Source organism: Burkholderia sp. BCC1998, assembly GCF_905339875.1.
Lineage (GTDB): Bacteria > Pseudomonadota > Gammaproteobacteria > Burkholderiales > Burkholderiaceae > Burkholderia.
This window is the reverse complement of the sequence record NZ_CAJPHE010000017.1, coordinates 1-18,306: the sequence shown is the minus strand read 5'-3', so window position 1 is coordinate 18,306 and position 18,306 is coordinate 1. Positions and strand designations below refer to the sequence as shown.

At 67.4% G+C, this 18,306-nt stretch carries 18 protein-coding genes; 3 read left to right on the top strand and 15 right to left on the bottom strand.

Annotated features, from left to right (window positions below):
• Nucleotides 1-124 precede the first annotated feature (124 nt).
• Complete coding sequence (locus U5A56_RS25655) at nucleotides 125-2,083, top strand: PhoX family protein (protein WP_321925216.1); 1,959 nt, start codon at nucleotides 125-127, stop codon at nucleotides 2,081-2,083.
• Nucleotides 2,084-2,284: 201 nt separating this feature from the next.
• Here the strand turns inward: U5A56_RS25655 and U5A56_RS25650 are convergent, their stop codons facing one another.
• The 13 genes from U5A56_RS25650 to U5A56_RS25590 form a co-directional block, all read right to left on the bottom strand.
• Nucleotides 2,285-2,899 (bottom strand): type II secretion system protein, encoded by a 615-nt coding sequence (locus U5A56_RS25650; RefSeq protein WP_082088716.1) that lies wholly within the window; start codon nucleotides 2,897-2,899, stop codon nucleotides 2,285-2,287.
• Nucleotides 2,896-3,312 carry a type II secretion system protein gene (locus U5A56_RS25645; protein WP_044848031.1) on the bottom strand — a complete coding sequence of 139 codons (417 nt, stop codon included), beginning with the start codon at nucleotides 3,310-3,312 and terminating at the stop codon, nucleotides 2,896-2,898. Before U5A56_RS25645 ends, U5A56_RS25650 begins: the two co-directional genes overlap by 4 nt.
• Nucleotides 3,313-3,321: 9 nt before the next feature.
• Nucleotides 3,322-3,855: a type II secretion system protein gene (locus tag U5A56_RS25640; RefSeq protein ID WP_044848032.1), complete on the bottom strand. Its 534-nt coding sequence runs from the start codon at nucleotides 3,853-3,855 to the stop codon at nucleotides 3,322-3,324.
• 3 nt (nucleotides 3,856-3,858) lie between these two features.
• Nucleotides 3,859-6,201, bottom strand: a complete 2,343-nt coding sequence (locus tag U5A56_RS25635; RefSeq protein WP_321925213.1) for a type IV pilus secretin PilQ — start codon at nucleotides 6,199-6,201, stop codon at nucleotides 3,859-3,861.
• The gene (locus U5A56_RS25630) at nucleotides 6,202-6,831 is read right to left on the bottom strand and encodes a hypothetical protein (protein WP_321925211.1); all 630 of its coding nucleotides are present in this window, start codon (nucleotides 6,829-6,831) and stop codon (nucleotides 6,202-6,204) included. It abuts the gene before it with no gap.
• A complete protein-coding gene (locus tag U5A56_RS25625; protein WP_321925209.1) occupies nucleotides 6,828-7,394 on the bottom strand; it encodes a hypothetical protein in 567 nt (188 codons plus the stop codon). Before U5A56_RS25625 ends, U5A56_RS25630 begins: the two co-directional genes overlap by 4 nt.
• Nucleotides 7,391-7,921 (bottom strand): membrane protein, encoded by a 531-nt coding sequence (locus U5A56_RS25620; RefSeq protein ID WP_044849141.1) that lies wholly within the window; start codon nucleotides 7,919-7,921, stop codon nucleotides 7,391-7,393. Before U5A56_RS25620 ends, U5A56_RS25625 begins: the two co-directional genes overlap by 4 nt.
• The gene (locus U5A56_RS25615) at nucleotides 7,918-8,793 is read right to left on the bottom strand and encodes a hypothetical protein (protein WP_321925207.1); all 876 of its coding nucleotides are present in this window, start codon (nucleotides 8,791-8,793) and stop codon (nucleotides 7,918-7,920) included. The genes U5A56_RS25620 and U5A56_RS25615 overlap by 4 nt, the downstream gene beginning before the upstream one ends.
• Nucleotides 8,774-10,492: a GspE/PulE family protein gene (locus U5A56_RS25610; RefSeq protein WP_124894398.1), complete on the bottom strand. Its 1,719-nt coding sequence runs from the start codon at nucleotides 10,490-10,492 to the stop codon at nucleotides 8,774-8,776. Before U5A56_RS25610 ends, U5A56_RS25615 begins: the two co-directional genes overlap by 20 nt.
• Nucleotides 10,493-10,509: 17 nt before the next feature.
• A complete protein-coding gene (locus U5A56_RS25605; RefSeq protein WP_321925205.1) occupies nucleotides 10,510-11,712 on the bottom strand; it encodes a type II secretion system F family protein in 1,203 nt (400 codons plus the stop codon).
• Between the two features lie 56 nt (nucleotides 11,713-11,768).
• On the bottom strand, nucleotides 11,769-12,185 hold the full coding sequence (gene gspG, locus U5A56_RS25600) for a type II secretion system major pseudopilin GspG (protein ID WP_257776050.1): 417 nt from the start codon (nucleotides 12,183-12,185) through the stop codon (nucleotides 11,769-11,771).
• A gap of 216 nt (nucleotides 12,186-12,401) precedes the next feature.
• A complete protein-coding gene (locus tag U5A56_RS25595; protein ID WP_321925204.1) occupies nucleotides 12,402-13,076 on the bottom strand; it encodes a response regulator transcription factor in 675 nt (224 codons plus the stop codon).
• A gap of 29 nt (nucleotides 13,077-13,105) precedes the next feature.
• Nucleotides 13,106-13,747: an SCO family protein gene (locus tag U5A56_RS25590; RefSeq protein ID WP_415749235.1), complete on the bottom strand. Its 642-nt coding sequence runs from the start codon at nucleotides 13,745-13,747 to the stop codon at nucleotides 13,106-13,108.
• Nucleotides 13,748-14,420: 673 nt separating this feature from the next.
• Here U5A56_RS25590 and U5A56_RS25585 point away from each other — a divergent pair.
• Nucleotides 14,421-15,539, top strand: a complete 1,119-nt coding sequence (locus U5A56_RS25585; protein ID WP_321811764.1) for an ATP-binding protein — start codon at nucleotides 14,421-14,423, stop codon at nucleotides 15,537-15,539.
• Between the two features lie 13 nt (nucleotides 15,540-15,552).
• Here the strand turns inward: U5A56_RS25585 and U5A56_RS25580 are convergent, their stop codons facing one another.
• A complete protein-coding gene (locus U5A56_RS25580) occupies nucleotides 15,553-16,332 on the bottom strand; it encodes a response regulator (RefSeq protein ID WP_044849151.1) in 780 nt (259 codons plus the stop codon).
• Between the two features lie 531 nt (nucleotides 16,333-16,863).
• Between U5A56_RS25580 and U5A56_RS25575 the strand changes: the two genes are divergently transcribed.
• Nucleotides 16,864-17,502 (top strand): lytic transglycosylase domain-containing protein, encoded by a 639-nt coding sequence (locus tag U5A56_RS25575; RefSeq protein WP_044849148.1) that lies wholly within the window; start codon nucleotides 16,864-16,866, stop codon nucleotides 17,500-17,502.
• A 131-nt stretch (nucleotides 17,503-17,633) separates the two neighbouring features.
• On the opposite strand, the gene U5A56_RS25570 is transcribed toward U5A56_RS25575, so the two are convergent.
• A complete protein-coding gene (locus U5A56_RS25570; RefSeq protein WP_044849149.1) occupies nucleotides 17,634-18,143 on the bottom strand; it encodes a hypothetical protein in 510 nt (169 codons plus the stop codon).
• Nucleotides 18,144-18,306 lie beyond the last annotated feature (163 nt).

Below are 18,306 nucleotides of genomic sequence, written 5' to 3'. Positions count from 1 at the left end.
TATTCAAAAAACTTTCATCTAGCGTCCCTACACTTCGGTCCAGTTTTCAACTTGCCTTCGCCTTGCTTGCTGATCGCCTGCTTCGCGGAAGGCCATTCTTCCAATATCTGAAACTGGACTCCACATGCCCGCGTTGCCCAATGCTTCCCGTCGTCAGGCCCTGAAGATCCTCGCCGGCGCGCCCATGCTGCCCCTCTCCGGCCTCGCGCTGCCGGCCCTGCTGACCGGCTGCGGCGGCGACGACAATCCGGTGGCGGCGACGCCGGCCGCCGCGTACACGTCGGCGACGTTCTCGGCGATGGCCGCGCCCACGCTCGACAACGCGGCCGCGATGGCCACGACGACGGTCGGCTCAACGCTGTCGGTGGCGTTCTCGGACGGCTCGTCGCGCAACTTCAAGCTCGCGTACCGGCCGTTCTTCGTGACCGGCGACATGGTGCCGGACGGCAAGGGCGGCACGACCCTCGCGGGCGGCTATTACGACATCAACAACCAGCCGATCATCGACCGCTCGGTGGCAGGCAAGGAGCGCCAGTTCTACTCGGACTGCCCGGACGGCAGCTCGCTGCTGACGCTGAAGAACGCCAGCGTCGCCGGCGTGAAGGGCAACACGGTGTTCGCGGTCGTGCAGTTCGAATACACGACGCGCGACCAGGCAAGCGCGTCACAGTACGGCCAGCTGCCGTCGCCGATCGCGGTGATCACGCTCGACCAGGATCCGTCCAGCGGCGCGCTGAAGGTCGTCAAGTATCACAACGTCGACACGTCGAAAGCGCACGGCCTGTGGATCACGTGCGGCGCGAGCCTGTCGCCGTGGGGCACGCACCTGTCGAGCGAGGAATACGAGCCGGATGCGACGAAGGCCGCGACCGACGCCCAGTTCAAGGCATTCAGCCGGAACACGTTCGGCGACGAGACGAAGGCAAACCCCTACCACTACGGCCACCTGCCCGAGATCACGGTGAATCCGGATGGCACCGGCACGGTGAAGAAGCACTACTGTCTCGGCCGCATCTCGCACGAGCTGATCCAGGTGATGCCGGACCAGCGCACCGTGATGATGGGTGACGACGCCACCAACGGCGGCCTGTTCATGTTCGTCGCCGACAAGGCGGCCGACCTGTCGGCCGGCACGCTCTACGTCGCGAAGTGGACGCAGACGTCGTCCGCCGGCGCGGGCAGCGCGACGCTCACGTGGATCAGGATCGGACACGCGACGAGCAGCGAGATCGAGACGCTCGCGAACACGCTGAAGGCGTCGGACATCATGGACCTGACGACGACCGACCCGAACGACGCGAGCTACACGAAGATCCACTTCGGCGGCAAGTTCAACTGGATGCGCGTGAAGCCCGGGATGGAAAAGGCGGCCGCGTTCCTCGAGACGCACCGCTACGCGGCGCTGATCGGCGGCAGCATGGCGTTCACGAAGCTCGAAGGCACGACGGTCAACGCGAAGGACAAGATCGTCTACACGGCGATGTCGCGGATCGAGACGTCGATGGTCAGCGGCAATGCGGTGTCGCGCGACGTCGCGGTGGACAAGAAGATCGCCGCGGGCGCCGTCTATGCGCTGAACCTGAAGGCCGGCCAGCGCGACAAGTCGGGCAGCGCGATCGACAGCGAGTGGGTGCCGGTCGACATGAGCGCGCCGGCCGCGCTCGTCGGCGAGGACCTCGCCGCGGCCGATGCGCTCGGCAACCTCGCGAACCCGGACAAGATCGCGAACCCCGACAACCTGAAGTTCTCCGAAAAGCTGCGCACGCTGTTCATCGGCGAAGACTCGGGCATGCACGTGAACAACTTCCTGTGGGCGTACAACGTCGACACGAAATCGCTCGCGCGCGTGCTGTCGTGCCCGGCCGGCGCCGAATCGACCGGCCTGCACGCGGTCGACGAGATCAACGGCTGGACCTACGTGATGAGCAACTTCCAGCACGTGGGCGACTGGGAGACGCCGCTGCACGACAAGGTCAAGGCGACGCTCGACCCGCTGGTGCGCGCGAACTACAAGGACCGCTTCGGCGCGAGCGTCGGCTACCTGACGGCCGAGCCGACCAGCATCAAGCTCGCGAAGGCCTGAGCCTCTGGCCGGGCGTCCCTGGCCGGGCGCACCTAACCGGGCGTCCCTGGTCGGACGTCCCTAACCGGGCGTCCCTAGCCGGGCGCCCCTTTCTTCATCACGTTTCATTCGTCGGCGCTCCACGCCGTTTTACGCGCGATGCCCGTTGCGGGCGTCGCGCTTTTTTGCGTGCGGCCTGTATCGCGTGGTGCCGAATCCGCGTCAACGCAAGCCCGTCGGCACCTGTCCGGGCAGCGAGCCGCCCGGAAAACCGGACAGGCTCGGCGCACTGGCCGGCCGCGCCGGCGCCGCCGGCGACGCTTCGTCAGCCGATGCGGCCATACCCGGTGCGAGGTAAAGAAACTTCCATTGCCGATAGGTTTCGAGGCCCTCGAAGTCCCTGTATCGATCCGGAAATCCCGCGCGCTTGATCGGCGCGCCATCCGAGCTGCTGGATACGCCGTAGAACCGGTCGGCCCGCCACAGGAACGACCAGTCGTTCTTGCCGCTGACCGGATCCGGATATGCGCGGCGCAGATGATGCATGGGCGTGGCAAAGCGCGTATCGTCCAGCAGGTCGTCGACCGTTTGCGGATATACGCGCCCGACACGGTAGTACGCGACGATGGCCCTGCGGTACTGATCGCCGACGAACAGCAGTTGCCGCTCCTGTTCGCGGCGCCGCTGCAGCGACCAGACATCCAGCGCGCCGGCCAGCGCGATCGACATCAGCATCAGCGCGATCAGCAGCGCGAGCAGCACGAGCCCGCGCTGCCGCCCGCCGCGCAGGCGGGCATGCATCGCACGCGCGCGCGCGGCCCGGCCGGACCGGCTCATTTCACCGCCCCGGCCACGCCCGCCGTTCCCGCCGTTCCCGCCACGCCCGGCGGCGCGCCTTGCACACCGCTCGCGGGCCCCACATCGTAGACGCCCGGCTTGGTGTCGTCCGGCGATGCGATCGTCGCCCATTTGTCGTCGCCGTTCACCGGATCGACCGGAACCGCCCGCAAATAGTGCTTCGCGACCAGTTCGTCGAGCGTGTCGGGGTATTGCCCGTTGTCACCGTAATACTGGTCGATCGCATTGCGCATCACCGCGAGGTTCTGCCGCCGCACCTGTTCCTTCCCGCGCTCGATGCTGTGCATGTAGCGCGGCACGGCCAAGGTCAGAAGCAGCCCGATGATGGCCATCACGACCACGATTTCGATCAGCGTAAAGCCGCGGATCCTGCGCATGCGAGCGGGTTTCATGATGAACCGTCACCATTGTTTGTACGGAATGCCGTTGATGCCGACACGAGCGGATTTCGAGGTCACGTCGAACACGTCCTTGCCGGGCTCCATGCCGGCAGGAGCCGCGTCGGCCGACGGGTCCGGCGGCGTGCCGTACGCGCGCACATCCCAGGTGTCCTCGGCCGGCGTATCGGGATCGCCGGCGAAGAACGGATCGCGCGGCACGCGGCGCAGGAACGTCATCATGCCGCCCTTCGGGTCGCGGACGTTCTTCACGCCCGTCACGAGCACGGCCAGCGACGGCGGATAGCCGGACGCTTCCGCCTCCTTTTCGATCTGCCCCGCATCGCTCGCATCCTTGTACGCATCGAGCGCCGTGCGAATCTCGCGCAACGCGGCACTCAGCTCCTGCTCCTTCTGACGCTGCACGATCAGTTCGGAGAACGGCATGATCGCGAGCGCGAGAATCGACACGAGCGCGAGCGTGATGACCATCTCGATCAACGTGAAGCCGCGCCGACCGACGCGGCCAATGCGAGGCGCTGCGCGGCGGGCGTTCACGGCTCACTTCCCGATCGGGCGAAGCGGGTTTTCGTTCGGGATATCGCCCGCCGGCATCTGCAGCGTCGGAGCGGGCGACGCCGGCGCGGCGGCCGGCGCATTGGCCGCCGCGGCCGCCTGCTCGGCCGGTGCCGGCGACGCAACCGGCGTCACGGTGGTGCCCGGCGCGGGCGCCGCTTCATTGCCCGCCGGCGCGGCCGCCTGCGCCACGCCGCCAGCCGGCTGCTCCGCCGCGGCGGCCCCGGGGGCCGGCGCGGGCAATCCCGGCTGAGACCTCGAAAACCGCCCGCCGTACGGGTCGGGCGGAGGCGTCGTGCGCGGTGCGGCCGGCAGCTGCCCGAACGCGCCGCTCTGCGGCGATGGCTGCGCACGGTTCGCCGCGGCCTCCAGCGGCGACGGCGCCGCGCCGCCCGAAGTCCCGCCGCCCACGCTGCCCGGAACGACCTTCGCCTCCGGCGCCGCGGGGGCCTTCGCCTCTGGCGCCGCCGGCGCCTTCGCGTCCGTCGCCGCGGGCGCCTCCGCATTCAGCGCCACCGGATCGAGTCGCAGCTGGTCGGCATGCACGTTGACGTCGGTGCCCGACCACACTTCCTGCGTGTCCGCATCCGCCGCAACCTGCGGGCGGACGATATGCGGCGTGATCTGCAGCACGATCTCGGTCTTCTTGTGATCGCCGCCGTGATCCGAGAACAGGCGGCCGAGCACCGGCAACTGGCCGAGACCCGGCACCTTGTTCGCGTTGCGGCGGTCCTCGTCCGAAATCAGGCCGCCCATGATCTGCGTTTCGCCGTCCCGAAGCCGCAGGCTGGTCGACGCGCTGCGCGTGCCGATCTGATACGCGAGCGAGCTCAGCCCCTGCGAGTTGCCGCTCGAGATCGTGTTGGTGATGTTGCTGACTTCGAGATTCAGCTTGATGCCGACGTCGCCGTCGCGATAAACCTGCGGCTCGACCTCGAGCTTGATGCCCACGTCGAGGTACTGGATCATCTGCGTAAATGACGGGCCGCTGGTGCTCGGCGTGCTCGAGCTCGAAATCACCGGCACCTTGTCGCCGATCATGATGCGCGCCTTCTCCTTGTTGCGCGCGCGGATGCGCGGGCTCGCGAGCAGGTTCGCGTCGGTGTCGGTCAGCTTGAAGTCCGCGGTGGCCGACAGGCCGCTCACGTTCAGCGCATTGATCGGCAGATGATGCAGCACGCCCCAGGTATCGGCCGAGCTCGGCGTCGACACCGTAAACGAGTTCGGCCAGTTGATGCCGAGTTGCGATATCCGGTCGTGCGATACCTCCAGCACCTCGACCTCGAGCATCACCTCCGGCTCCGGCAAGTCCTGGGCGGTGATCATTTCCTCGGCGACCTTGATCGTGTCCGGCGTGCCGCGGATCGTCACCGAGTTCGCGCGCTCGTCGATCACGGCCTCCTTCACCTTCAGCAGGCTCTTCAGCAGCGACTGGATCTGCTTAGCATCGACGTTCGACAGCTGGAACGTGCGCACCTTGAGCTCCTGGTATTCGAGCTCCTTGGCCGGCGTCGCCGGGTAGATGAACAGCGTGTTCGCATTCATCTGCTTCTTGTCGAGCTGGTTCTGCAACAGGATCATGTCGACCGTGTCCTGCAGCGACGCATTCTGCACGAAGATCGTCGTCTTCAGGTCGGCGCGCACGTCGCGATCGAAAATGACGTTCAGCCCGGACGTCCGCGACAAGGCCTCGAACACCATCCGCACGTTCGCGTCGCGGAACTGCAGCGACACCGGCGTGCGCATGATCGACGACGCCGCGAGCTTGTCGTCGCGGTCCGCGTGTTGCTGGCGGCGCTTTTCGTCGAGTTCCGCCTGCATCCGCATCGCCATCGCATTGGCCGGATCCTCGACCAGCACGCGATGCACGCGTTCGGCGGCCTGCGTGTACGAACCGCGCTTCATCATGCGGTCCGCTTCCTGCAGGATCGCGAGATGCTTGCGGTCCTGGTCGATCATCGCGCCGATCCGGCGCGCGCGCTCGCTGGTCGGATCGAGCTGCTTCGCCATGTAGACGGAGCGCGCCGCGTCGTCGAATTCGTTCTGCTGACGAAACGCGTCCGCGTTGTCGAGCAGCTGGCCGATCGCGTCGTTGCGCTCGTGCAAGGCGTCGATCTTCACCTGCGCGTTGGTCGGATCGTCCTGAAGGTTCGGCACATGCGCGCAGCCGCCGCACGCGAGCAGCGCCACGGCGATCGCCAGCGCGCGTTGCGTCGCGCAGCGGGGCGCCGGTGCGGGTCGCGCACCGGCCGGGGTGACGGAGCAAAGGCGTGTCGACGGGCCGCCGTCCCCGTTGCGGCGCACATCCCGTGTCAGTACGGTTTCCATTTACTTTCCTTCCACTGAAATGGGCACCATCTGGATCTGGTTCAGCGGCAGATAGGTGAGCACCACGTTCGACTCGGACACCGACTCGACGCGATACTGGCTGTCGATCACATCGCCCGGCGAAACGATCAGCAACTGGTCTCCGTTGCCGAGAAACACTTGCGGCTTCGCCGACTTGGCATCCTGCTGGCCGAGATAGATGAACGGCACCGGCGGCGCGGTCGGCGGCGCCGGACGCGTTTCCGGCGGCGGCGGCTCGACGGGCGGCGGCGGCAGCCATGACGACGCCGTGAAGGGATCGTGCGCAGCTTCGACGGACACGGGCGCACGCAATGCGGCGAGCTGTTCCCGCGCGGTCGCCGCCGCGTCATGCGGCGCGGGTACGTCATGCGCCGCGGGCAACGACGCGGGCGCAGGCGCCGCGGCATGCGAGGCCACCGCGACATGTGCGCGTGCCGGCACCGGCGCCACGCGCGCACCGTCGCGATGGACGATGCCGCTTGCAGCGGCCGGAGCCGGCTGCTGCATCGCCGCCACCAGCACGCGATATCCGGTACCGGCGACGACGAGGCAGCCCAGCACGAGCACGAGCCGATTGCGCGACGCGGGTTTCATGACGGCGGAGATCATGGCTGGGCGCTCCGATAGACGAGTTCGAAACGAACCCGCGCGTCGAGAATGCTGCTGCCCACCGCCGGACGCTCGACGTGGATTTCCTGCAGCGCCGCGTTCGGCACGTGGTTCAGCACCGATGCGAGAAAATGCCGGATCGCGCCGTACTGATCCTTCACGGGCAGCAGCACCTGGTAGCGCGTGAAGCGCGCCCCCGACTCGGTCGTCATCTGGTACTCGGCGGAGCCGAGCGCCAGATGGCTGTCGCGCGCCTGCTCGAAGATCGACGCGATGTCGTCCGCGCTTTGCGAAAAGCGCGGAAAGAGCGCCGGCAACGTGTCGAGCGTCGTCGCGTCCGCCGCCGTGCCGCGCACGTCGGCCGGACGATGGCCGCGTGCGGCGCGCACGACGCCCGCCGGCGCCTGCATCGCGCGCGTGTCGGCCTCCACGCCGGCGAGCGCCGCATACGTGATGCCCGCGGCACCGAGCATCAGGATCCCGGCGAGCCCCGGCAGGCCGAATGCACGGCGCCACGCGAACTGAAGCGTGAGCAGGCGGTCCGCGAAACGATCGGCTTTCATGATTTCCTCCAGACGGCCGTGATCTGGAAACGCACCGGCTTTCCCGCCACGTTCTCCTCGACGAGGTGGCCGTTGAGCGTCGCCTCGCGCAGCACGTCGCTCGTCTGCAAGTACTTCAGGTACGCGATCATCGCGTCCGGGTCCTTCGCTTCGGCCGTGATGCGAATCTGGCCCTGTGCCGGGTTCTGGTCGATGCCGATCAGTGCGACGTCATGGCCCGGATAGTCTTCGACGATCGAGAAGAGCGTCTGCCACGGCACGGTCAGTTCGCGCAGCACGGCCTGGCTCTGCTTTTCCGCGAGCCGCGCGGCCGCGGTCGGCGGCGGCTTCACGACGTGCTGCTGCGCGAACGTGCGATGCTGAACGAGCGCCAGCGCGTCCCGGATGCGATCGTTCTCCGCATACGCGTGCCAGAGCCGGACGGCGCACGCGCCCCACAACAGCGCGGCGACGCCGAGCAGGATCGCGCCGCTCACGCCGATACGGGCGCGGCGCCGGCAAAAATCGATGTCGAGCGTGCGGCTCATGATGCGTACTCCAGCAACCGGCGCGCAGGCGAACCGTCGAGCGCCGCGGGGCCCGGCAGCACGGCCGCGGCAAAACGCGCCTCGAACGGCGCGGCATCCGTGTCGACGCCGGACAGATAGACCTTGCAGTCGTCGCGCGTCAGGCCCGTGCGCGTCGCCGAGCGCTCGAACAGCTGCTCGGCGAGTTCGGCAAGCCTCGACGCATCGCCGGACTCGCCCGGAAAGAGGCGCTGCGCGTCGTACGCGGTCCACTCGCCGCGCTCGATCATGACCGCCTGCAGCAACGCCTCGCCGACGACGAGCAGCATCGCGTCGCCGTCCGGCTTCACCGCGACCCGATCGAGCGTCTCCGGAAGCCCCGCGCGCAGGCAGCGGATGCGGACGGCGCCGGCTGCGCCCGTCCCGAGAATGCCGTCGTACAGTGTGCGCGGCAGCGCGCTGGCAAAGAGCACACGGCCGCCGCGCCGCACGTCGAAGCGCGTGACCAGCGACTCGGCGGCGACCCCGTAGGTGTCGGAGAAATGCGCGAGCGCGATGTCCTCGAGCTCGCGCGCGTGCAGCGCGCGGAAGTCGCCGCGCAGGATCGCATGGCAACACCAGAAATCGTCGAGCACGATGTGCGCGCCGCGCGCGGGCGGCCGCTTCGCGTTGCCGTCGCTGCCGGCTGTCGTGGCTGTCGCGGCCAGCGCGGCAGCCAGCGCATCGAGCACCCCCGTCTCGCTCCCGAACCGTTCGTCGGGGATGACGACGCTGAGCGGATCGGCGGCGAACCCGCGCCGGCCCGGCCGCCACAATGCGCGCGGGCGGATGCCGACGACGATCTCGCGCGTGCCGACGCCGATCGCGAGCCGATCATTCGACCATGGTGACACGATTGATCTCCTCGAGCGTCGTTTCGCCGCGCCTCACCAGGTCGATCGCCGATGCGCGCAACGTCGTCATGCCGTAGCGCAGCGCCGCCGCCTTGATGTGCCCGAGCGGCGCGCGCTCCGACAGCAGTTGCCGCAGTTCGTCGTTCATGCGCAGCGCTTCCGCGATCGCGCGCCGGCCGCGATAGCCGCTGCCGCGGCACATCGCGCACCCGGTACCGCGGCGAAACAGGTAGCTGCCGGCCGTGTCCGGGTCGATGCCCGAGCGGGCGAGCGCATCCGCGTCGACCGTGTCCTCGTCCAGGCAGTCCGGACAGCACTGGCGCAGCAGCCGCTGCGCGATCACGCCGTTCAGCGCCGATACGAAGCTGTACGGATCGACCTCCATGTTCGTGAAACGGCCGATCACGTCGAACACGTTGTTCGCATGCACGGTGGTGAACACCTGGTGGCCGGTCAGCGCGGCCTGCACGGCGATCTGCGCGGTTTCGGGATCGCGGATTTCGCCGACCATGATCTTGTCCGGATCGTGCCGCAGGATCGACCGCAAGCCGCGCGCGAACGTCAGGCCCTTTGCCTCGTTGACCGGTATCTGCAGGATCTCGCCGAGCTGGTATTCGACCGGATCCTCGATCGTCACGATCTTCTCGAGCCCGTTGTTGATTTCGGTGAGGATTGCATAAAGCGTCGTGGTCTTGCCGCTGCCGGTGGGGCCCGTGACGAGCAGCATCCCGTACGGCATCGACGCGACCGACCGCATGAAGCGCGTGTCGGCGGGCTGGAACCCCAGCGCCTCGAGCGTCAGGCCGCCCGACGCCTGGGACAGCTGGTAGCGGTCGAGAATCCGCAACACCGCGTCCTCGCCGAACTGGTTCGGCATGATCGATACGCGAAAATCGATCTCGCGTCCGGCGTACATCGCCTTGAAGCGCCCGTCCTGCGGAATGCGGCGCTCCGCGATATCGAGCTCGGAGATCACCTTCACGCGCGACAGCACCTGGTCCGCGACGTCGCGGCCCTCGACGCGCCCCACCACCGTCAGCACGCCATCGACCCGGCACTTGATCATCAAGCCGTTCGCCCGGCATTCGAGGTGGATGTCGCTCGCCAGCATCTTGAGCGCGTCGTAGATCGTCGAGTTGAGCAGACGCACCACCGGGCTGTCGTCGCTGCTGATGCCCTGCAGCGTCAACGCGAGCGACGCCGGATCGGGCGCACTCTGGATCGGATCGTCGAACGCGAGCGAATCCATCGCGCGGATGTCCTTCTCCCGCACGGCGAGATAGGCGCCCAGGTCGCCCGCGCTCGCGAGCGCCCATCCGTACGGCAGCGCCGGGTGCGCACGCATCCGGTGCTCGATCCAGCCGCGCGTGCGGGCATCGAGCGGATCGGCGATCGCGAACAGCAGCGCGCCGCAGTCGGGATCGCGCAGGCACACGCAAAGGCGCGCCGTTGCCTCGACGAATGGCACCAGCTCGAAATCCGGCTCCAGGCGATTCAGTTCGCGCATGCCGATCGGCTTCATCCGGAATTGCGACGCGAGCCGCTCGCGCATCTCGTCCGCACCCAGCGCCGTCTGCGCCGTCAATGCCTCGAGCGCGCGCAGGCCCGAACCGTGCCGTTCGCCGAGCGTGCGCAGCAGGTCGCGCAGTTCGGCGTCCGCGTCGGGCGGGTTGTCGGGGGAGGATGTGAGGGTGTCCACGCGCGTCTCCGGGGCGGCTACTGAATGCTCGACGCGATCTCGAAGATCGGCATGTACATCAACACGACGATGCCGCCGATCACCACGCCGATCACGATCATCATCATGGGTTCGATCAGCCGCGAAATCAGGTCGATCGTGCGCGACACCTGCGCTTCCTGAAACGCGGCGATCCGGTCGAGGACGGGCCCGAGCCCGCCGGTCTTCTCGGCCACCGTCAGCAGGCGGTAGCCGATCGCATTCGCGAGACCGGCCTGCTGGAACGCGTCGGACATCTTCGCGCCGTTGCGGACCTGCTGCAGCGCGCGCGCCAGCGCTGCCTGGTCCGCGCGGCCGACGAGGCCGCGTGCGAGATCGAACGCACGAATGGCGGGAATGCCGCCGTCGACCAGCATCGCCGTCGTGCGATAGAACTGCGACTGGCGAAACACGCGGAAGTGTTGCCCGATGCCGGGCAGCGCCAGCAGCCGATCCGCGAGCCAGATGCGCAGCGCCGGCCGCCGCAGCGCGATACCGGCGGCCACCGCCAGCACCGCGAGGCCGCTGGCCAGCTCGGTGCCGTGCGCGTGCACCATGCCGCCCCACGCCATCAGCAGCCGCGACATCAGCGGCAGCTCGCGGCCGCTGTGTTCGAGCAGCGTCGCGAAGCGCGGCACCACGAAGCCGAGCAGGAACAGCACGACGGCCGCACCGACGAACAGCAGCACCGTCGGGTAGATCGCCGCCGACACGACCCGCGCGCGCAACTCGCGCAGCGTCGCGCTGTTGTGCGAATAGCGCGTCAGGCTGTCGGCCAGGCCGCCGGTCTGCTCGCTCGCCTTCACGCACGCCACCAGCACCGGCGGAAAGATCGGGCTCGCGTGCTCGAGCGCCGCCGACAGCGACTGCCCTTCCTCGAGCTGCCGCAGCAGGTCGCGGCACACCTGTGCGGACGCTTCGCGCCGCGCGTTGCCGCCGAGCGTGCGCAACGCGTCGACGAGGCCGACACCCGCATCGAGCAGCGCCGCCAGCTCGCGCGCGAACATGTCGACGTCGAACCGCGCACGCGGCATGCCGAGCCGGTTCGCGCCGCGCCGCTGCCGCCCGGCGTCCGTGCTGACCGATACGACGCGAAGGCCGCGCGCACGCGCGAGCGAGGCCGCGTTCGCCGGCGAATCGCTGTCGATGCGAAGCGTCTGCACCGAGCCGCTCGTATCGAATACATGCAGCACGAATTTCACGTCGAGCCTCCTTGCGAGCTGCTCACGACGCGCGCCGCGACCGCGGCCATGCGCCTCTACCACGACGAGATCGTCACGTTCTCGCCGGTACCGCCGCCGCGCCCGTCCTTGCCGAGCGAGAACAGGTCGTAGTCGCCGTGCTCGCCCGGTGAACGATACTGATAGGGCCGGTCCCACGGATCCACCGGGACGGCCTTCTGCAGATAGGGGCCGCTCCACCGCGATGCGCTTTGCGGCTTGTTCACGAGCGCATCCAGCCCCTCCTCGGTCGTCGGATAGGTACCGACGTCGAGCCGGTATTGATCCAGCGCCTGGCCGAGCGACACGATCTGCGCACGCGCGATCTTGACGTTGGACTTGCCGACCTGTTCGAAATACCGTGGCGCCACGAGCCCTGCCAGCAATCCGATGATGACCATCACGACGAGCAGCTCGAGCAGCGTGAAGCCGCGACTCGCACACGCGCGGCACACGCGTCGTGCGTCACGCTGCCGCCGGCCCGGCGCGCCGGCCGGGATCGAGAACGATTCGTGGCTCACGGCTGCCTCCCTGTATCGACCCGCGGCACCGGCGCCGCCGATGCCGTTGATTGCATTCTTGTTCACGCCGGTACGGGTCAGAAGTAGGGAGTGCCGTCCATCCCCATGGGTAAATCCCCCCCTGTTGGGCCCTGCCCGAATGGAGGGGATTTACACACGGTCGTCGTCGTTCAGCGCGAGCACACCGACGTCGATCGCGAAGTGAACGAGGCCGGTCAGGTTCACGACGCCGAGCTTGCGCATGAGATTGGCGCGGTGCTTGTCCACCGTTTTCGGGCTGACCTTCAGGCACTCGCCGACCTGCCGGCTCGTGTGCCCCTCGACGACGAGACGCAACACCGTGCGCTCGCGATTCGTCAGCGCGTTCCACAATCGCGCCCGGTGCGCGTTCGCGTCGTGCAGCCCGTGCAGGCCGGCGCGGGCGCGATAGGCGTCGAGGCTGACCACGCACTTGCCCTGTATCACGAAGCGCATCTCGCGCACCAGGTCGGCGAACGGCGAATCCTTGACCACGTAGCCGTCCGCGCCGGCGGCAAACGCTTCCCTGACGTTGTCTTCGCTGCGATGAACCGTGAGGACGATGATCCGCGCATGCGGCACGTCGCGCTTGATCGTCGCGATCGCTTCGAAGCCGCTGCCGCCCGGCATGGACAGATCCATCAGGATCAGGTCGGGCCGCGTCTTCTCGGCGAGACGGCAGGCCTCGACCCCGCCGCTCGCCGCGCCGACGATGCAGTAGTCGGCCAGCTCGGAAACCAGGTGACTCAGGCCGACCCGCAACAGATGCTGATCCTCGACGATCAGCACACGGTGCTTGTTGTCCAATTTCGACGCTCCTTTCAGAGACGCGATACCTAGTTGGACGCAACGACATCGCGATAGGCCGCGAGCAGCTCGGTCGGCGTCGCGAAGCCGTCGATACGCAGCCACGGCTGGCCCGGCGCGGCCCGCACGAACGTCACCGGCGTGTGGTTCATCTTGTCGCCGCGATACACGTTGAACGCGCGTTGCGCGGCGACGCTCGCATCGACGGTACCGGTGTAGTGCTGCCATTCGGGGCCGGCTTCGAAGCGTGCCGCGTAGGTCCTGAGCCGCTCGGGCGTGTCCGCCTCGGGATCGATCGAGATCGACATGATGTGCACCTTGTCGCGGTCGGCGCCGAGTTCGCCCTGCAGCTGCTCGAGCGTCTGGCTGATCATCGGGCAGATGGTCGTGCAACTGGTGTAGATGAAGGTCAGGATCACCGGCCGGCCGTCGTCCAGTTCCTTGACCAGCGAGACGGTCCGGCCGTCGTCGCGCACGAGCTGGACCGACGGCTCGACATACTGGACCATCGTGTGCACGGTGCCCGGCATCACGGCGTGATGATGCATGTGCATGCCGGCGGCTCCGGTCGCGCCGTCGGTCATCTGCGAGGCGGCCTTGTCCGCCGGTTTTGCGGCGGGTGCGGCCGGCGCGGGGCTATCGTTGGCGGGCGCCGCGGCGGGCTGCGTCATGGGCTCGGTTGCGGGCTCCGTCGCCTGCTCCGCGGCGGGCTGCATCGCGGGTTCGGTTGCGGGCTCCATCGCGTGCCCTGCGGCGGGCTGCATTGCGGGTTCGGTGGCGGGCTCCGTCGCGTGCTCCGCGGCCGGCTCCATCGCGTGCTCCGCGGCGTGCGTCGCCGCGCCATCGGCGGCGTTTCCGACGGAATCTTCGCCACCGTTCTGCATGTTCATTCCCGTCATGCTCTCGACGGCATCCGGCGCACCATTCTCCGTGACGCTCGTGCTCGCGGCGGCGTTTTCCGCGGCCGCACCGCCGGCGTTCTCGATCGCGCTGCCATCGGGTGCACACCACGCGGGCGTCGCGGCAAGCGCAACGCCCGCGACCACGAGTGCGCCCATCGTCGATCTTCCGATCCTGTTCATACCAGCCTCCCTGAGACGCGCCCAGGCAGCGGACAATTCCGTGCCCCGCCACTGAAGTGTCATGAATCCGGTCGCGAGCGTCATGGGATGACGCCCCCCAAAGGCCGGTAGGACATGCCCGCTTGGCGGGATTTCCCGTTGCATACGGAAGGTATTTCCCCAAGACGTACGCGCGAAATCCCCATGTTGCGGGCCGAGTCGGTCACGTCCTAGAATGACCGAAACCTTACGGTTTCCTGAAAACTGCGCTTCGGGAGATACCATGACTGAACGCCAGCCGGAAGGACCACGAATCAGGCTGCTCGATCTGATCGATGCGATGCGCAAGCTGCGCAGCGCGGTGCGTCCCGATGATCGCCGCAGTGCTGTCGTCACCGATGCGCGTGGAGCGGCGCTCGCCATTCTCGCCGACGACGGCACCTTCGTATCGGTCAATCGCAGTGCCGCGGCGCTGTTCGGCTACACGGCCGCCGAACTCGTCGGCCGGCATCTGTCCGACCTGGCGCCCGACGACGCCCACGCCGAGCTGGCGAGCGAGCTGTCCACGAGCGTCGCCCTTCAGCATCATTCGTTCACTGCGATGCTCAGCGGGCGAAGCGGCCATCCCGCGCGATTCGTCGTACATCAGCAGGCACTTCCCGACACGCACCTGTCGCTGACGCTGTTCGAGGAACCGTCGACGCCCGAGCCCGAACGGCGCGGCGCCGCCGCGAACGATGCGGGCGTGCATGCCTGCAACACCTATCTCCTGATGGGCCAGCAGAAGGAACGGCATAGGCTTGCCGCGGAATTGCACGACGGGCTCGGCCAGGCGCTGACGCTCATCAAGCTGATGAACGAGGACGCGCTCATGCGCATTCGCCGCGGCGAGATCGCGGACGCGACGACGCTGCTCGACGACGCCGTGCTGCGCATTCGCGAGACGATCGGCGAAGTCCGCCAGATCTGCGGCGAACTGAGGCCGCCGATACTCGACAAGCTCGGACTGCCGGCCGCGCTCGCTTCGCTGTGCCGGCGCATCGAGCGCGACGCGGACCCGCTGTCGGTGGAGTTCAATTGCGACGTCGACGACGACGACATACCGGATCATCTGAAGGCCGACGCGTTCAGAGTCGCGCAGGAGGCACTCCACAACATCGTCAAGCATGCACAGGCCACCGAGATCGTGCTCAGCCTGCAACACGATGCCGGCAGCCTGATGCTGACGATCGACGACGACGGCGTCGGCTACGAACGTCGCCCGCTTTCGACGGACGACGCGCGCACGGCCGGGCTCGGCCTGATCGGCATGCAGCACCGCATCGAGGCGCACGGCGGCACGTTTGCGATCCAGTCGTCCGCCGCGACGGGTACGCGCGTCTCGGCAACCTGGCCGCTCTGACGCGCAGCCGCGCTCAGCCCTTCACGCCGCCCGCCGGATAGTCGTCCAGCCGCGCGACGGCGCCTGCCGCCTGCACGCCGTCGGCGACTGCGTGCGTCGACACCTCGTCCACATTCGGCTCCGCGCATTTCGCCGCGAGTGTCGTCAACAGACCCATGTTCATCGCGACGAGCACCAGCTCCGTCAGATTCGCGAGATGGAGCTTGTGCATCATGCTCGCCCGGTACTTCTCGATCGTCTTCGGGCTCAGGTTCAGGTACTGACCGACCTGCCGGTTGGTGCGTCCTTCCGCGATCAGTTTCAGCACGCTGCGTTCGCGTGCGGTCAGGATGTCCCACGCCTTTTTCGGCGCGGGCATTTCGCGACCGCTGACGAACGAGTCGACCATGTAGCCGTACACGTCGGCACTCAGGTGCTTCTTCCCCTGCATGACCATGCGCATCGCGAGCAGCAATTCGTCGAACGAAACGTCCTTGAGCACGTAGCCGTCGACACCCGCGCGCAGCGCCTCGCGCACATACTCTTCGCTCTGGTGCACCGTGAGCGCGACGATCCGGACGGACGGCGTTCGGCGCTTGATCGTCGCGCTCGCATCGATGCCGTTCATCCCGCGCATCGACAGATCCATCAGGATCAGGTCCGGCGCGAGCGTCATTGCCTGATGGCATGCCTCCTTGCCGTCCCGCGCTTCGCCGACGACTTCGTAGTCGCCTTGTGCGCAAAGCATCGACCGGAGCCCGTTTCTCAGCAGATCGTGATCTTCTGCAATTATCACGCGATATTTAGTATTCACGACTTCCCCCAAATGTTCCCGCGCTTGCACCCCCGTTGGACATCGATGCCTCGGTTGCACGGTGCCGGACGCCCTTTCTGATGATTTCCTCGGTCCGGTCTGGTGGCCCGCCTCGCGAGCGATTGGCCACGCTCCTCGTCCGAGCAAGGATCGCGCCACCGCGCCGCGCGCGAGCGCCCGCGCCGGGCATGCATCTGCGGAAACGTCGTGCGACGACGGGAATGTTTCAGGCGTGAATCGTTTCGGGGTGGTGCGTCGCATCAGTAAGACTACGGATGGCGGGACTATCCGATCGCTTTCGCCGCGCGAGAAATGATTTCTTCTGCACCCACGGTTGCATCGAGCAGAAAACAACTGTTGCGCGTAAGGATCGTCAACTTCGCCGGATTACCGGATCCTACCGGCGATTACTTGTGTAACAGTTTTGCAGCGCCGCGCGGCGCGTCTCTTCCGGCATCGAATTGTAGGAGGATGCCCCATTGCCGATGCGAACACCCGGCCACGAAAATGCAGATGCAGGAGGCCTGAAAGATGCACTGCCAACCTTCGTCCGGATTACGAAAGACCATCATCGTCGCAGCATGCGCGGGAATCGGCTCGGCATGGTCGTGCGCCGCTCACGCGCAGATATTCGGCATGGTGGCGAAGAACGGGGTCATCGTCCTGACCAACGTGCCCACTACGGTCAATCTGAAAGTGATCGTCGCGGCCGCGAGGCCAGCCGCCAGGCCGGCCGCATCCACGACGAAGCGTGTCGCGCCGAAACACGTCGTCGCGTCGTCGTTCGAGGACGTGATCGCCGAAGCGAGCCGGTCGTTCAACGTTCCGCCCGAACTCCTTCGCGCCGTGATCGACGTCGAATCGGGATACAACCCGAAGGCGGTATCGGACAAAGGCGCGCTCGGGCTCATGCAACTGATGCCGGAAACGGCCCGGCGCTTCTCGGGCGGCGACATGTTCGATCCGCGCGCCAACGTGCTGACCGGCGCACGGTATCTGCGCTTCCTGCTCGACCTGTTCAAGGAAAACGTCGAACTCACGCTCGCTGCGTACAACGCCGGAGAGAATGCCGTGATTCGGGCCGGGTATCGCATCCCGGCGATGCCGCAGACGCGCGAGTACGTGCCGCGCGTGCTCGCGCGCTACAAGCGGCTGCTCGCCGCGAATTGAAAAACGCTGAAAAACGCGCAACACGCGCGACCCGCGGCAGCGTGCGCACGGCGCGCTGCCGGGCGCCATGAAGCGATGGCGTCCGGCAACGTGTAGCGCCGTAGCGGCCGGCATTCGGGCCGCCCCGCCACTCATGGAAATGCCGGGACCGTCGGATCCTCTCCCTGCAGATGCGCATCCGTATGGTGAAGCCTGATCGCGTCTTCGATCTCGCGAACGCGGTCGGTCGGCACGTCGATCATCATCAGCAGCTCGCCATGCTCGATGCCCTCCTCGAAACGCTTCAGGCGCGTGCTCGGCATGTCGATGCCGATCATCGTCGCCACCCATGCGCCGAAGGCCGCGCCGAACAGCGTGATCGCCACGACGATGCCGCCGCCGATCGGCAAACCCGCGGGCTGGACCAGCAGCAGGATCAGCCCCATCAGCATGCCGGTCGCGGAGCCGACCGCGGTGCCGCGCGCGAGCGACGGCAGCAGGTCGCTGCGTTGCACCAGCGTGGCTTCCGGCAAGTCGTCGCGCCAGACATCGTGATTCGCGAGGCAATGGATATGTCGCCACTCGATTCGCAGCGACAGCAGCTCGCCGACGATCGATCGCGCGCATTGCGCCGTCGGCAACAGAAAATAGACGCGTCTCATGGCAGTTCCTCCTGCGTCGCATCCGGAATGTGGCGATGCTCGTTCGGACATTCTGGTCCGGCACGCCGGCGGCGGGTAGGGGTAATGCTCGCCGAAGCGCATGGGTAGAACATGGTAGGCAACGCCGCGCATGCGTCAGAGTTGCCCGTAGCTGTGCAGCCCC

Bases quoted from the DNA above. Each gene is read 5' to 3' on its own strand.
- U5A56_RS25645 (WP_044848031.1), bottom strand. From the start codon at position 3,312: ATGAAACCCGCTCGCATGCGCAGGATCCGCGGCTTTACGCTGATCGAA.
- U5A56_RS25590 (WP_415749235.1), bottom strand. From the start codon at position 13,747: ATGACGCAGCCCGCCGCGGCGCCCGCCAACGATAGCCCCGCGCCGGCC.
- U5A56_RS25655 (WP_321925216.1), top strand. From the start codon at position 125: ATGCCCGCGTTGCCCAATGCTTCCCGTCGTCAGGCCCTGAAGATCCTC.
- U5A56_RS25625 (WP_321925209.1), bottom strand. From the start codon at position 7,394: ATGAAAGCCGATCGTTTCGCGGACCGCCTGCTCACGCTTCAGTTCGCG.
- U5A56_RS25620 (WP_044849141.1), bottom strand. From the start codon at position 7,921: ATGAGCCGCACGCTCGACATCGATTTTTGCCGGCGCCGCGCCCGTATC.
- U5A56_RS25575 (WP_044849148.1), top strand. From the start codon at position 16,864: ATGCACTGCCAACCTTCGTCCGGATTACGAAAGACCATCATCGTCGCA.
- U5A56_RS25635 (WP_321925213.1), bottom strand. From the start codon at position 6,201: ATGGAAACCGTACTGACACGGGATGTGCGCCGCAACGGGGACGGCGGC.
- U5A56_RS25570 (WP_044849149.1), bottom strand. From the start codon at position 18,143: ATGAGACGCGTCTATTTTCTGTTGCCGACGGCGCAATGCGCGCGATCG.
- U5A56_RS25650 (WP_082088716.1), bottom strand. From the start codon at position 2,899: ATGAGCCGGTCCGGCCGGGCCGCGCGCGCGCGTGCGATGCATGCCCGC.
- U5A56_RS25630 (WP_321925211.1), bottom strand. From the start codon at position 6,831: ATGATCTCCGCCGTCATGAAACCCGCGTCGCGCAATCGGCTCGTGCTC.
- U5A56_RS25585 (WP_321811764.1), top strand. From the start codon at position 14,421: ATGACTGAACGCCAGCCGGAAGGACCACGAATCAGGCTGCTCGATCTG.